Genomic DNA, 13,436 nt, shown 5'->3' with positions numbered 1-13,436 from the left:
TGGCGCGCGACGGCTCGATGTGGCGCACGGTCGAGGTGGTGTCGCAGGTGGGCTCGACGAATGCCGAGCTCACCGCCCGGGCCGCGGCCGACGAGGCCGAGGGCGTCGTGCTGGTCGCCGAGCACCAGGCCGCCGGGAGGGGCCGACTGGACCGGGTCTGGACGTCGCCGCCCCGGGCGGGGGTGACGGTGTCGGTGCTGCTGCGTCCCGACGTCCCCGCCGCCCGTCGCGGCTGGCTGTCCCTGTTGACCGGGGTGGCCCTGGCCGAGTCGCTGACCGAGGTCGGGCGCACCTCCTTGAAGTGGCCGAACGACCTGCTCGCACCCGACGGCCGCAAGCTCGCCGGCATCCTCGCCGAGGCGTCCGGGACGGCCGTCGTCGTCGGCGTCGGGCTCAACGTCTCCACCCGTGAGGACGAGCTGCCCGACACCGGGACGTCGTTGCAGCTCCTCGCCGGTCGCCCGGTCGACCGGGCACCCGTGCTGCTGGGCTACCTGCGTGCGTTCGAACGCCGGTACCGCACCTGGGTGGAGCACGCCGGTGACCCGGTGTCCTCCGGCCTGGCCCGGGACTACCTGGCCTGGTGTTCCACGGTCGGTCTGGAGGTGACCGTCACCCTGCCCGACGGTCGGACGGTGGACGGCGTCGCCGAGGCCGTGGACTGGGACGGCCGGCTCGTCGTCCGGACCGACCAGGGGCGGCTGGAGCTGGCCAGCGGCGACGTGCGACACGTGCGGCCCCGCGCCGCCGGGTGATGACGGCGGGGTCGGGGTCGGTCATCCTGGCGGCGTGGCCTACCCCGACAAGCTGCTCGGCGACGACGAAGAGGTCGTGCGGCACCTGCACCCGCACTGGCTGACCGTCTTCTGGCCGGTGGTCTTCTTCCTGGCCCTCGTCGGCCTGGGGTCCTTCGGTGCGGCCCTGATCCCGTCGGGGTCCAACCAGGGGGTCTACCGCCTGGTGATCGTGGTGGTCGCGCTGCTGCTGGCCGTCGTCTTCGTGGTGGTGCCGCTGCTGAGGTGGCGGACGACGCACTACGTGATCACCACGCACCGGCTGCTGCACCGGGTGGGGATCCTCTCCCGCACCGGCCGGGACATCGGCCTGTCCCGGATCACCGACGTGACCTACAGCCAGACCCTGTGGGACCGGATCATCAACTCCGGGACGCTGACCATCGAGACGGCCGGGGACGGCGGGTCCACGGTGTTCTCCGCCATCCCGGACTCCGAGGGCGTGCAACAGCTCCTGAACCACGTGGTCGAGGAGGACGCCGACCGTCGGGCGCAGGAGAGCGCGGGCTACATCGGCCAGTACTACCGCGGTGACACCGGGCCGGTCCCGCCCCAGCGCTGAACCCCGTCTGCCCCAGGGGCCCCGGACCGGTCCGTCACGGCGAGCCCGGAGCGGTTTTGTCGGAGGGTCCACCTAGCGTCGCGACCATGCGGTTGATGCACACGTCGGACTGGCACGTGGGCCGGTCCCTGCACGGCACCGAGCTCCTGGCCGAGCAGGAGGCCGTGCTGTCCGGGCTGGCACGGGTGGTGCGCGAGGAGTCCGTCGACGTGGTGCTCGTCGCCGGCGACGTGTACGACCGGGCCGTCCCCTCCGCGGACGCCACGGGCGTCCTCGACCGGGTGCTGTCCCGACTGCAGGCCGCGGGCGCGAAGGTGGTGCTGACCCCCGGCAACCACGACTCCGCCCGTCGGCTGGGTTTCGCCTCCGGGCTGCTGACCGCCTCGGGGGTCCACGTGCGCGCGTCCACCGGCTCGCTCGACGAACCGGTCCTGCTGGCCGACGAGCACGGTGAGGTCGCCGTCTACGGGTTGCCCTTCCTGGAGCCCGAGGTCGCCCGGCACGAGCTCGGTGCCGACGTCGCCCGCTCGCACCAGGCCGTGCTGTCGGCCGCGATGGACAAGGTGCGGGCAGACCTGTACTTCCGCCCCGGTGCCCGTTCGGTCGTGCTGGCCCACGCGTTCGTGGGTGGCGGCCTCCCCAGCGAGAGCGAGCGGGACATCGCGGTCGGCGGGGTCGACCTCGTGAGCCCCGCCGTGTTCGAGGGCGTCGACTACGTGGCACTGGGTCACCTGCACCGGCCACAGACCCTCAGCCCGCGGCTGCGCTACAGCGGTTCGCCGATGGCCTACTCCTTCGGCGAGGCCGGCCAGCGCAAGCAGGTCTGGCTGGTCGACCTGGACGCAACCGGTCTGGCCGAGGTGCGGGCCGTCGTGCTGCCCACCCCTCGGGAGCTGACCGTGTTGGACGGCGACCTGGCCGACCTCCTCGCCGACCCGGCCCACGAGGTGGTCACCGACCACTTCGTCTCCGCCCGGCTCACCGACGCGGTCCGACCCGCCGACCCGATGCGTCAGCTGCAGACCCGGTTCCCGCACTGCGTCCACCTGGAGTGGTCCGGGGCCGGCACCAGGGACGACGGGCGCAGCTACACCGACCGGCTGCGTGGCCGGGACGACCTGGCGGTCGCCGGGGAGTTCGTCACCCACGTCCGGGGCGTCGGGGCCTCGGCAGCCGAGCGTGAGCTGCTCGGCCGGGCGCTCGCGGTGGCCGATCGGGAGGAGGTCGCGCGATGAGGGTCCACCAGCTGTCGGTACGGGCCTTCGGTCCCTTCGCCGGCGAGGTGTCGGTCGACCTCGACGAGAAGGGCGCCGACGGTCTCTTCCTGTTGTGGGGTCCGACCGGCGCGGGCAAGACCTCGCTGCTCGACGCGATCGTCTTCGCGCTCTACGGCACCGTGCCGGGGGTCCGTGGTCACGAGAAGCGGTTGCGGAGCGACCACGCTGGGGTCGACGTGCGCACCGAGGTCAGGTGCGAGGTCACGCTCGGTGGGGAGCGGCTGCGCATCACCCGCCGGCCCGAGCAGCAACGGCCGAAGAAGCGGGGCACGGGGTCGACCATCGAGCAGGCGACCCTGACGGTCCAGCGGCTCACCGACGGCGGGTGGGAGCCGGTCAGCACCAGGATCGACGAGGGATCGGAGCACCTGCGCACCCGCCTCGGGCTGTCGGCCGAGCAGTTCTGCCAGGTCGTCCTCCTGCCCCAGGGCGACTTCGCCCGCTTCCTGCGGGCCGAGCCCGACGACCGGGGCCGCCTGCTGCGCACGCTCTTCGACGTCGGTCGGTTCGCCCGGGCAGAGGACTGGTTGGCCGAGGAACGGCGTCAGGCCGACGAGCTCACCCGAGCCGCTCGTACGGCCGTGGGCACCGTGCTGGCCCGGGTCGCCCAGGTCGCCGATGTCGACGTGCCCGAGGACCTGGCCCCCGACCTGGTGGGAGCCGCCGGGGCCGGGGTCGACCGCTGGGTCGCCGAGGTGCTCGCCGACGCGCGGGAGGACTCGGTCGAGTCGGCTGCCGCAGCCGATGCCGCCCGCGCACAGCTGGACCTGCGTGAGACGGAGGCCGCGGCGGCCCGGTCGCTGGCCGAGCGGCACACCCGCCGTGACCGGGCCCGCCGGGAACTGGACGGGTTGACGGCCGGGGCCGCCGATCTCGAGTCGGCCCGGGAGACTGTGGAGGCCGCCCGTCGGGCCGAGCCCCTCCGGGACGTCCTGGAGGACGTCGAGCACGCCGGTCGGGCCGCTGAGCGTGCTGCGGCCGACCTCGACGTCGCCCAGGCCGCGTGGACCGCCGTGGCGGACGGCGCCCCTGCCGACACCCTGACGGCTCGTGCGCTGCGGGACGAGGCAGCTGCAGCCCGCGCCCTCGAGCCGGAGGTCGCCCGCGCTGCTGGTCTGCGCCGCTCCGCCGACGCGTTGGACCGCGAGGCGGACGTGCTCGCCTCCCGGGTCCTCGAGGCCGAGGAACGCTGCGCGGCTCGGCCGGCGGAGCAGGCTGCGGCCGAGGCCGCACTCGCCCGGGCGACCGATGCGCAGTCCCGGCGGCCGGGGCTGGCGGCCGCCCTGGCCCGGCTCACCGACGTGGCCGCCGCGAGCGTCGCGGCCGACCGGGCCGGTCGAGAGCTCGCGTCCGCGGAGGCCGCCGTGCTCGCCGCGCGGGAGGGCCTCGTCGGCGCCCGGGAGCGGGCCGCGGACCTGCGCGCGGCCCGCCTCGAGGGCATGGCCGCCGAGCTCGCCTCCACTCTCGCGGCTGGGGACGACTGCCCGGTCTGCGGGTCCCTCGAGCACCCCCGACCCGCCGAGCACGTCGGCACCGTGGTCACCGCGGCCGAGGAGGACGACGCCCGCGCCGCGGTGGAGCGCTCCGAGCACGACCTGCACGGGGCGCTGGAGACCCAGGGCCGGTGGACCACGGAGGTGGCCGCGGCGGTCGCGATCTCCGACGGCGTGGGAACCGACACGGCAGCCGCGGCCCGGGAGGAGGCCCGCGTGGCCCTGGCCGAGGCGGATGCGGCGGCAGCCGGTCTCGGGCGGGCACAGCGCGGGCTCGAGGCGTTCCGTGAGCGGGCCGAGGACGAGGACCGCCAGGTGGTGCTGGACCGGGCAGCTCTGGCGTCCCGGACTGCTGAGCGGGACGCGACCCGGGCAGCCCACGCCGAGCTGACCGAGGTGCTCACCCGGGCGACCGGCGACGACCACGACCTGGCCAGCCGGGTGCGGCGGCTGGAACGGCAGGCCGACCGCTGCGACGCGGTGGTCGACGCGGTGGCGATGCACCTGCGGGCCCGCGGCGGCCTCGCTGCCGCCGAGGGACGTGCCTCGTCCCGTGCCGCGGAGGCCGGCTTCGCCGACGTGGCCGAGGCCGCCGCCGCACTGCTGGAGCGTGGGGAGCTGAGACGTCTGGACGGTCTGCTGCGCGACCACGACCGGGCGCTGGAGGCTGCCCGGTCGGCCCTCGCGGCGCCCGACCTCGTGGACCTGGGCGCTGCTCCCGACGAGGCAGCGACCGGCGAGGCCCTCCGCTCCGCCACCGCCAATCGGGAAGCCGCCGTCGCCGTGGCGGTCGCCACGTCCCGCCGTCTCGTGGACCTCGAGTCGCTGGTCGGGGCACTGACGACCGCGCGGATCCGGTTGGACGAGCGTCGCGCCCACGCCGACCACGTGGGTTCTCTCGCCGACCTGGTGACCGGCCGCGGCGCCAACACCCGGAAGATGCGCCTGCAGTCCTTCGTGCTGGCGGCGCGGCTGGAGCAGGTGGCCGAGGTGGCCAGCAGTCGGCTGCAGGAGATGTCCGGTGGCCGCTACACGTTCCTGCACAGCGACGCCGTCGGCCGCCACGGAGCTCGGGGTGGGCTGGGCCTCGACGTGCTCGACGAGTACACCGGGGTCCGTCGGCCCACCAAGACGCTGTCCGGCGGGGAGAGCTTCATGGCCTCCCTGGCCCTGGCCCTGGGCCTGGCGGACGTGGTGACCGCCGAGAGCGGCGGGGTGCAGATCGACACGCTCTTCGTCGACGAGGGGTTCGGCAGCCTCGACCCCCGGGCCCTCGACGCGGTGATGACGGTGCTCGACGACCTGCGTCGAGGTGGCCGGGTCGTCGGGGTGGTCAGCCACGTGGAGGAGCTGCGCACCCGCATCCCCAGTCGGATCGAGGTCCTCGCCGGCCGGGACGGGTCACGACTGGCGGGATGAGCCTCAGTCCGGGAGCTGCTCGCGGCGGCGGAACCAGCCCCGGCCGCGCATCCGCAGGACAGGCACGTCGTCCCGGCTGAGCACCCAGCGCAGGCTCACCGTGCCCAGCTCCGGAGAGCGGGACGAGGGCCGGGCGTCTTCGACGGTGAGTTCGAGGCTCAGGGTGTCGCCGCCGTAGACCGCGGCCAGCCAGCGCAGCTCGTCCATCCCCGGGGACGTGTCCGCGGCGGCGTGGTCCAGCAGGTTCTCCGCGTAGAGCTTCATGCACAGGCTGGCGGTGAAGAAGCCGCTGGCGATGACGTCGCCCCACGACGAGGCGGCCGCCCGTTCCGGGTCCACGTGGTACCACTGCGGGTCGTACCGGCGGGCGAAGTCGATCATCTCGGCGCGGTCCACGGTGATGGCGCCCAGGTCGAACACCCGGCCCACGGTGAGGTCCTCGAAGAAGACGGTCGGCTGGCTCACGCCGGCCACGGTGTCACACGGTCTCGGTGTTGCGGTCCGGTGTCGTGGGCTCGGCGGCCGGGAAGACCCACCGGCGGTAGCAGAGGTAGCGGATCACGGTGCCCAGGGCGATCGAGCCGATGTTCGCGATCTGGAGCACGAGCGCGCCGTCCTGCCCCAGCGGGTAGCGGACGAAGGCGACGATCGCCAGGCCCAGCATCAGGGTGAGTCCGTTGATGACGGCGAACAGCAGGTACTCCCGCCGCACCCCGGTGCGCGCCCGGTGGGAGAAGGACCAGTAGCGGTGGGCGAAGTAGGCCACCGTCATCGAGATCAGCGTGGAGACCAGCTTGGCCGTCACCGCTCCCCAGCCCAGGTGGGCGTAGAAGAGCTGGAACAGCCCGATGTCGATGACGAAGCAGACCCCGCCGACGATCCCGAAGGCGCCGAGCTCCTTGATCAGGAGGCGCCAGCTGACGCCCGTCCGACGGCGCAGGGACTCGAGCAGCGGCACGACCGTGAACTGTACGGAGACCGACCCGGTCGACGCTCGTCCGACGGTCGATAACCTGACCCCACCATGGCCGATCCCCTGCACCCCGAGACCGGCACTCCCGTCGTCGCGATGGTGGGTGGTGGGCAGCTCTCCCGGATGACCCACCAGGCGGCCATCGCGCTGGGCCAGACGCTGCGGGTGCTGGCGACCGACCCGGCCGAGTCGGCGGCGCTCGTGGCCGGGGACGTCCGCATCGGCGACCACCGGTCGCTGGCCGACCTGGAGTCCTTCGCCGAGGGCGCCACCGTGGTCACCTTCGACCACGAGCACGTCCCCACCGACCTGCTGCACGCCCTCCAGGTCGGCGGCCACCGGGTCGCCCCCGGCCCGGATGCGCTGGTGCACGCCCAGGACAAGCTGGTCCTGCGCCGGGCGCTCGCCGAGGCCGGGGAGCCCCAGCCGGCGTGGGCCCAGGTCGACACCGCCGACGACGTCGTTGCCTTCGCGGGGGACCACGGGTGGCCGGTCGTGCTCAAGACCCCGCGCGGTGGCTACGACGGCAAGGGCGTCTTCGTCGTCGGTGACCGCGGCGAGGCGGCGACCCTCCTGGAGCGGCACGGCACCCTGCTGGCCGAGGAGCGGGTCGACATGGTCCGCGAGCTGGCTGCCCAGGTGGCTCGTTCGCCGTTCGGTCAGGTGGCGGTCTACCCGGTCGTCGAGACCGTGCAGCGGGACGGCGTCTGCAACGAGGCCCTCGTGCCCGCCCCCGGCCTGGACGACGAGCTGGCCACCGCCGCCCAGGAGATGGCGGTCCGTATCGCGGACCGGCTCGGGGTCGTCGGCATGCTCGCCGTCGAGCTGTTCCAGACCCCGCACGGCGTGCTGGTCAACGAGCTGGCCATGCGACCGCACAACTCCGGGCACTGGAGCATCGAGGGCGCCCGGACCAGCCAGTTCGAGCAGCACCTGCGCGCCGTCCTGGACTACCCGTTGGGGTCGACGGCGATGACCGCGCCCGTCGTCGTCATGGCCAACGTGCTCGGCGGGGACGCCGCGGACGAGGACTGGACCGGGCCCGCACTGGACGAGCGGATCCACCACTTCATGGCGCACTGGCCCGACGTCAAGCTGCACTGGTACGGCAAGGGCCAACGCCGCGGTCGCAAGCTCGGGCACGTGACGGCGTTGGGGGAGGACCTCGAGGAGGTCCGGGCCCGCGCCGTCTCGGCCGCCCGCTACCTGGCCGACGGCGTCGTCGACCCGGCGTTCGCCTTCCCCGACCACGACTGACCGACCCCAGGAGCCCGAGCATGAGCCACCCGATCGTCGGCATCGTGATGGGCAGCGACTCCGACTGGCCCACCATGGAGCCGGCCGCGCAGGCACTCGACGAGTTCGACGTGCCCTGGGAGGCGCACGTGCTCTCCGCACACCGGACCCCGCACCGGATGCTCGAGTGGGCCGGGGCCGCCGCCGGCCGGGGCATCCGGGTCGTGGTCGCCGGGGCCGGGGGAGCGGCGCACCTGCCCGGGATGATCGCCGCGGCGACCCCGCTGCCGGTCATCGGCGTCCCGCGGCCGCTGGACCTGCTCGACGGGCTGGACAGCCTGCTGTCGATCGTGCAGATGCCCGCCGGGGTCCCGGTCGCCACCGTCAGCATCGGGGGCGGCCGCAACGCGGGGCTCCTCGCCGTACGCGTCCTGGCCTCGGGTGATGCCGAGCTGCGTGTGCGGGTCGAGCGGTTCCAGGCCGAGCTGGCCGACTCGGTCGTGGCGCGTGACGAGACGCTGCAGCAGCGGTTGGCCTCTCGCCGCGTGTGAACCGCGGCTAACCTGGGGGCGTGGGTAGCAACGCCGGCGGGCTGTACGCACTGACCGAAGAGCACGACGCGATCCGGGCCGCGGTCCGGGAGATCTCCGAGCGCGAGATCGCACCCTGGGCGGCCGAGGTCGACGCCGACTCCCGGTACCCGGTCGAGGCGCAGAAGGCCCTCACGGCCGCGGGTTTCCACGCCACGCACATCGAGGAGCAGTACGGCGGCGAGGGCGCCGACGCGATCGCCACCTGCATCGTCATCGAGGAGGTCGCCCGGGTCGACGTCAGCGCCTCGCTGATCCCCGCGGTGAACAAGCTGGGGTCGGTGCCGGTGATCCTGTCGGCGTCGGAGGAGCTCAAGCAGAAGGTGCTGCCCTCCATCGCCTCCGGGGCGGCGATGATCAGCTACGGGCTGTCCGAGCGGGAGGCCGGCTCGGACGCCGCGGCGATGAAGACCCGCGCCCGCCTGGAGGGCGACTCCTGGGTGCTCAACGGCGGCAAGGCGTGGATCACCAACGCCAGCGTGAGCGAGTGGTTCACCGTGATGGCGGTGACCGACCCGGAGAAGGGCGCCAACGGCATCTCCGCGTTCGTCGTGCACAAGGACGACCCGGGCTTCGCGGTGGGCGCCAAGGAACGGAAGATGGGGATCAAGGGCTCACCCACCTGCGAGTTGATCTTCACCGACTGCACGATCCCGGCCGACCGGATCATCGGTGAGCCCGGCACCGGCTTCAAGACCGCGCTGAAGACCCTCGACTTCACGCGCCCGACCATCGGCGCGCAGGCCGTCGGCGTCGCGCAGGGGGCGCTGGACGCGGCGATCGCCTACACGAAGGACCGCAAGCAGTTCGGGAAGAGCACCTCGGACTTCCAGGGCGTGCAGTTCATGCTCGCCGACATGGCCATGAAGATCGAGGCCGCCCGGCACTTGGTCTACGTCGCCGCTGCCCGCGGGGAGACCGGCGGACCGGACCTCACCATGGTGTCGGCGTCGTCCAAGGCCTTCGCCTCCGACGTCGCCATGCAGGTGACCACCGACGCCGTCCAGCTGTTCGGCGGGGCCGGCTACACGCAGGACTTCCCGGTCGAGCGCATGATGCGCGACGCCAAGATCACCCAGATCTACGAGGGCACCAACCAGATCCAGCGGATGGTCATCGCGCGCAACATCCTGCGCTGACCTCCCCCGGGCCGCCGGCGGGCGGCCCGGGGGACGGGTCAGGCGGAGACCGGGATGACCATCTCGCGGACGTCGTCGGCCACGGTCAGCCGAGCGCCGGTGGCCGCGACGACGTCGTCGACGGTCACCCCGGGCGCGGTTTCGCGCAGCACGAAGCCGGTCTTGGTGACGTCGACGACGGCGAGGTCGGTGATGATCCGGTCGACGCAGGCCTTGCCGGTCATCGGCAGGGAGCACTCCTCGACCAGCTTCGGAGACCCGTCGCGGGCGACGTGCTCCATCATGATGATGACCTCACGGGCACCGTGGACGAGGTCCATGGCCCCGCCCATGCCGTTGACCATCTTCCCGGGGATCAGCCAGTTGGCGAGGTCCCCGCGCGGGTCGACCTGCATGGCGCCCAGGACGGCGACGTCGATGTGCTTGCCGCGGATCATCCCGAACGACAGCGCCGAGTCGAAGAAGCTCGCGCCGGGCTGCAGAGTGATCGTCTCCTTGCCGGCGTTGATCAGGTCCGGGTCCTCCTCGCCCTCGAAGGGGTAGGGGCCCACGCCCAGGACGCCGTTCTCCGACTGCAGAACCACGTGCACGCCGTCGGGGATGAAGTTGGGCACCAGGGTCGGCATGCCGATGCCCAGGTTCACGTACTGGCCGTCCTGCAGGTCCAGGGCGACGCGGGCGGCGAGCTGGTCACGGGTCAGAGCCATCGGTCAGGCCTCCTCTGTCTGGGCGGTGGGTGCGGCGGGGCGGGGGCGGGTGGTGCGCTTCTCGATGTCCTTGCCCTCGGTGCCGACCTCGACGACGCGCTGCACGAAGACCCCGGGCAGGTGGATGGACTCCGGGAGGATCTCCCCGGGCTCGACCAGTCGTTCGACCTCGGCGATGGTCACGGTGCCGGCCATGCCGCACAGCGGGTTGAAGTTGCGCGCGGACTCGTGGAACACCAGGTTGCCGTGCCGGTCACCGACCGCGGCGCGGACCAGGGCGAAGTCGGCGGTCAGAGCGGTCTCCAGGACGTAGTCCTGGCCGCCGAAGTCGCGGGTCTCCTTGGGCTCGCTGACCAGCGTGACGTTGCCGTCGGCGTCGTAGCGCACGGGGATGCCGCCGTCGGCGACCATCGTGCCGACCCCGGTGGGGGTGAAGAAGGCGGGGATGCCGCAGCCACCGGCCCGCAGTCGCTCGGCGAGCGTCCCCTGGGGGGTGAGCTCGACGTCGAGCTGACCGGACAGGTAGAGCCGGGCCAGTTCCTTGTTGCCCCCGACGAACGAGGAGATGGTCTTGGCGATCCGGCCGGCGTAGAGCAGCACCCCGAGCGCCGCGTCATCCACGCCGCAGTTGTTGCTGATCGTGGTCAGACCGTCCGCGCCCTGCTCCAGCAGCGCGTCGATCAGCTTGATCGGCACCCCGCAGAGCCCGAAACCACCCACGGCCAACGAGGAGCCGGAGCCGATGTCGGCCACCGCCTCGGCTGTGCTGGCAACGACCTTGTCCATGCAGCGACCACCGTCCGTCGAGTCGCTGGGCGGGCTCAGCTCTGAGCGGGGCGGCCCAGCTCGCGGATCCCGTCGAGCCTGAGCCCGAGGGTAGCGGTGACCCCTTCGGTCTCGGCCCGGTGCTGCAGACCGCCGGGGAGCGGGTGCCGGCTCAGCACGATCGAGGCGCCGGCGGCCAGCGGGGCCAGCAACCAGGCGACCGGGCCGGCCTCGGTGGCGGCCTGCTCGTCGACCAGCACCCGGTCCCCGGCCACCATGCCCAGCCGTCCGGCCAGCTCGGTCGCGGTGTCGACGAGGCCGCCGAGGGTGAGCTGGAGCCCGGCGAGCAGCAGCCCGGGGGAGTCCGGGGTGGGGGGCTGGTACGGCGCGAAGTGGTCGCCGTGCACCCGCACCTCGAGGGCGAAGTCCCGGGCGTCCCCGACGTAGCCGGTCATCCCCATCCCGAGCGGGTGCAGGGAGAGTCCGAGGAGCTCGTCGACCCCCTGCTCCTCGATCGCCGCGAGCCTGGACTGCTCGGCCAGCACCACGTCGACGTCGCTCAGCCGGTCCTCGTCCTCGGCGGCGGTGTCGACGACAGCCGCGCCACAGGACCAGACCGCCAGCAGGGCGGCCGCGGTCTGCCAGTGCACCGGGAGGGCCAGGGCCACCGTGCTGCCCGGGCCGACGTCGAACTCGTCCTGCAGCAGGTTCGCCGTCTTGGAGACCCAGTTGGCGAGGGTGGTGCCCGAGAGCTCCACCCGTTCGCCGGTCGCGTCGTCGTAGTGGGTGACCAGCGGGGCTGCGCCGTCCCGACGGAGGACGGCGGCCAGCAGGTCGGCGGGGGTGGGCATCAGTTGATGCAGGTGACGTCGGCGGCGGTGCGGGGGTCCTCGCCCTCGACCGGGGCGGCAGCCGTGGTCTCCGGCGTGGCCAGCGCAGTGCCCACCCCGTTGAAGTCCGACCCCAGCACGAGCTGGACGACCCCGGACTCGACGTCGTCGACCTGCGCGGTGGTGGCGCCGGGGATCGAGGCGGCGAGCGTGGCGGCCAGGGCCTCGTCACCGGCGGCGTAGCGGATCTCCGTGGCGGTGTACTCGGTGGAGTCCGCGTTGCCCGTGGCCGCGACCGTGAAGCCGGCCGCCTCCAGCTGCGAGGCGGCGGTGGCCGCTTCTCCGGCGATGCCGGACCCGTTGAAGACCGAGACGGAGACCTCGGACGGGTCGACCGTCGCCGGGGCCTCGGTCGGACTGGCCGACGCGGGGGTCTCGGGCTCGGCCGAGAGGCTGGCGAAGAAGGCGTGCAGGGCGTCCTCGTCCTGCAGCCGCAGGATGTAGCGCCCGGCGTCGTCGGTGTCGTCGCCGATGTAGGGCACGGTCTGGAAGTCGATCGCCCCGGCGGTCACCGACTGCATCTGCCCGGCGAGGTCGAGCAGGTCGAGGGTCTGGTCCACGGTCAGGGAGTTCGCCGCCGCCTCGACCAGCTGGCGCTGCTTGCCCAGGTCGTACAGGACGTTCTCCGACAGCATCTTGCGGATCATCCCGGCGATGAAGGTCTGCTGGCGGATGATCCGGTCGAAGTCGCCGCGGGGGAGGCCGTGCCGCTGGCGGACGAAGGACAGCGCCTGTTCCCCGCTGATCGTCTGGACGCCCGCGGGCAGGTCGACGCCGGAGAACGAGTCCTGGACGGCGTTGCAGAGGTTGACCTCGACGCCACCGATGACGCTGGACAGGTTGAAGAAGCCGAGCAGGTCGACCTCGGCGTAGTGGTCGATGGACAGCCCGGTCAACTGGCTCAGGGTCTGGATGAGCAGCTGGGCCCCCATCGCCTGCTTCTCGGCGTCCGTCGCGCCGTCGGGGGCGTCCAGCATCCCGTAGGCGTACGCGGCGTTCAGCTTGTCGTACCCGTGGCCGGGGATCTCGACGTAGGAGTCGCGGGGGAAGGACACGAACGACGCGGCGGCACCGTTGGCCGGGACGTGCACCAAGATCATGGTGTCGGTGTTGATGCCGTCGTTGGCCTCGGTGTTGAGCTCGGCGAGCTCCTCCTCCGTGGCGCTGGCCCGGCTGTCGTTGCCGACCAGCAGCAGGTTCATCGCGGAGTTGGCGTCCTCGACGGCGGCGACGCCGTCGTTGCCGCTGGTCGGGATCGCGTCGGTCCGGTTGACGCTGGCCTCGACGACCCGGCCCAGGTACCAGCCCCACCCGCCGGTGGCCAGCAGCACCACGGAGAGCAGGCCGGCGACCACCCGGGCGCCGATGGCAGCGCGGCGCAGGCCGCTGCTGCGAGGTGCCCCTGCCGAGGCGAGACCGGGTGCGGAGTGCCGCGGGGCTCGACCGGCCCGGGGGTCCAACCGGGGAGGGAGGGGGCGGTTGCCGCCGGGGCGGTCCTCGGAGGTGCTCACGGTGTCGTCCTCACGTCGGGCGGGGCGCCTCGGCACACGCACCAGGGGTCGTCGTCCAGCGGCGGGATCGACGTGACGAT

General features: G+C 73.1%; 13 protein-coding genes. 7 read left to right on the top strand and 6 right to left on the bottom strand.

All coding sequences use genetic code 11. The annotated features are described in order from the left end of the window. Positions 1 to 17 precede the first annotated feature (17 nt). The 4 genes from F1C76_04935 to F1C76_04920 all read left to right on the top strand — a co-directional run bounded on the left by F1C76_04935 (position 18) and on the right by F1C76_04920 (position 5,545). Positions 18 to 755 (top strand): biotin--[acetyl-CoA-carboxylase] ligase, encoded by a 738-nt coding sequence (locus F1C76_04935; GenBank protein QNG39021.1) that lies wholly within the window; start codon positions 18 to 20, stop codon positions 753 to 755. Between the two features lie 34 nt (positions 756 to 789). Further along, on the top strand, positions 790 to 1,356 hold the full coding sequence (locus F1C76_04930; protein ID QNG36017.1) for a PH domain-containing protein: 567 nt from the start codon (positions 790 to 792) through the stop codon (positions 1,354 to 1,356). An 86-nt stretch (positions 1,357 to 1,442) separates the two neighbouring features. After that, positions 1,443 to 2,591 carry an exonuclease SbcCD subunit D gene (locus tag F1C76_04925; protein QNG36016.1) on the top strand — a complete coding sequence of 383 codons (1,149 nt, stop codon included), beginning with the start codon at positions 1,443 to 1,445 and terminating at the stop codon, positions 2,589 to 2,591. Then, positions 2,588 to 5,545, top strand: coding sequence for an SMC family ATPase (locus tag F1C76_04920; protein QNG36015.1), 2,958 nt, complete (start codon positions 2,588 to 2,590; stop codon positions 5,543 to 5,545). The genes F1C76_04925 and F1C76_04920 overlap by 4 nt, the downstream gene beginning before the upstream one ends. A 3-nt stretch (positions 5,546 to 5,548) precedes the next feature. Here the strand turns inward: F1C76_04920 and F1C76_04915 are convergent, their stop codons facing one another. Next, on the bottom strand, positions 5,549 to 5,926 hold the full coding sequence (locus tag F1C76_04915) for an acyl dehydratase (GenBank protein ID QNG39020.1): 378 nt from the start codon (positions 5,924 to 5,926) through the stop codon (positions 5,549 to 5,551). Between the two features lie 97 nt (positions 5,927 to 6,023). Next, entirely contained in the window at positions 6,024 to 6,503 is a 480-nt protein-coding gene (locus F1C76_04910; GenBank protein ID QNG36014.1) for a GtrA family protein, read from the bottom strand. A 78-nt stretch (positions 6,504 to 6,581) separates the two neighbouring features. Between F1C76_04910 and F1C76_04905 the strand changes: the two genes are divergently transcribed. From F1C76_04905 to F1C76_04895, 3 genes are read left to right on the top strand one after another with little or no spacing between them, the layout of a single operon-like run. Further along, a complete protein-coding gene (locus tag F1C76_04905) occupies positions 6,582 to 7,775 on the top strand; it encodes a 5-(carboxyamino)imidazole ribonucleotide synthase (GenBank protein ID QNG39019.1) in 1,194 nt (397 codons plus the stop codon). Between the two features lie 20 nt (positions 7,776 to 7,795). Then, positions 7,796 to 8,305: a 5-(carboxyamino)imidazole ribonucleotide mutase gene (gene purE, locus F1C76_04900; protein ID QNG36013.1), complete on the top strand. Its 510-nt coding sequence runs from the start codon at positions 7,796 to 7,798 to the stop codon at positions 8,303 to 8,305. Positions 8,306 to 8,325: 20 nt separating this feature from the next. Beyond that, entirely contained in the window at positions 8,326 to 9,483 is a 1,158-nt protein-coding gene (locus F1C76_04895; GenBank protein ID QNG36012.1) for an acyl-CoA dehydrogenase, read from the top strand. Positions 9,484 to 9,521: 38 nt separating this feature from the next. On the opposite strand, the gene F1C76_04890 is transcribed toward F1C76_04895, so the two are convergent. From F1C76_04890 to F1C76_04875, 4 genes are read right to left on the bottom strand one after another with little or no spacing between them, the layout of a single operon-like run. Further along, positions 9,522 to 10,190 (bottom strand): CoA transferase subunit B, encoded by a 669-nt coding sequence (locus tag F1C76_04890; GenBank protein QNG36011.1) that lies wholly within the window; start codon positions 10,188 to 10,190, stop codon positions 9,522 to 9,524. 3 nt (positions 10,191 to 10,193) lie between these two features. Next, complete coding sequence (locus F1C76_04885; GenBank protein QNG36010.1) at positions 10,194 to 10,976, bottom strand: CoA transferase subunit A; 783 nt, start codon at positions 10,974 to 10,976, stop codon at positions 10,194 to 10,196. Positions 10,977 to 11,011: 35 nt separating this feature from the next. Beyond that, positions 11,012 to 11,806, bottom strand: coding sequence for a TIGR03089 family protein (locus tag F1C76_04880; GenBank protein QNG36009.1), 795 nt, complete (start codon positions 11,804 to 11,806; stop codon positions 11,012 to 11,014). Beyond that, positions 11,806 to 13,356, bottom strand: a complete 1,551-nt coding sequence (locus F1C76_04875) for a LytR family transcriptional regulator (protein QNG36008.1) — start codon at positions 13,354 to 13,356, stop codon at positions 11,806 to 11,808. Before F1C76_04875 ends, F1C76_04880 begins: the two co-directional genes overlap by 1 nt. Positions 13,357 to 13,436 lie beyond the last annotated feature (80 nt).

Source organism: Geodermatophilaceae bacterium NBWT11, assembly GCA_014218215.1.
In the GTDB taxonomy this organism is placed as follows: Bacteria; Actinomycetota; Actinomycetes; order Mycobacteriales; family Geodermatophilaceae; genus Klenkia.
The sequence above is the reverse complement of the archived record's forward strand: the minus strand, read 5'-3'. Positions and strand labels throughout refer to the sequence as shown.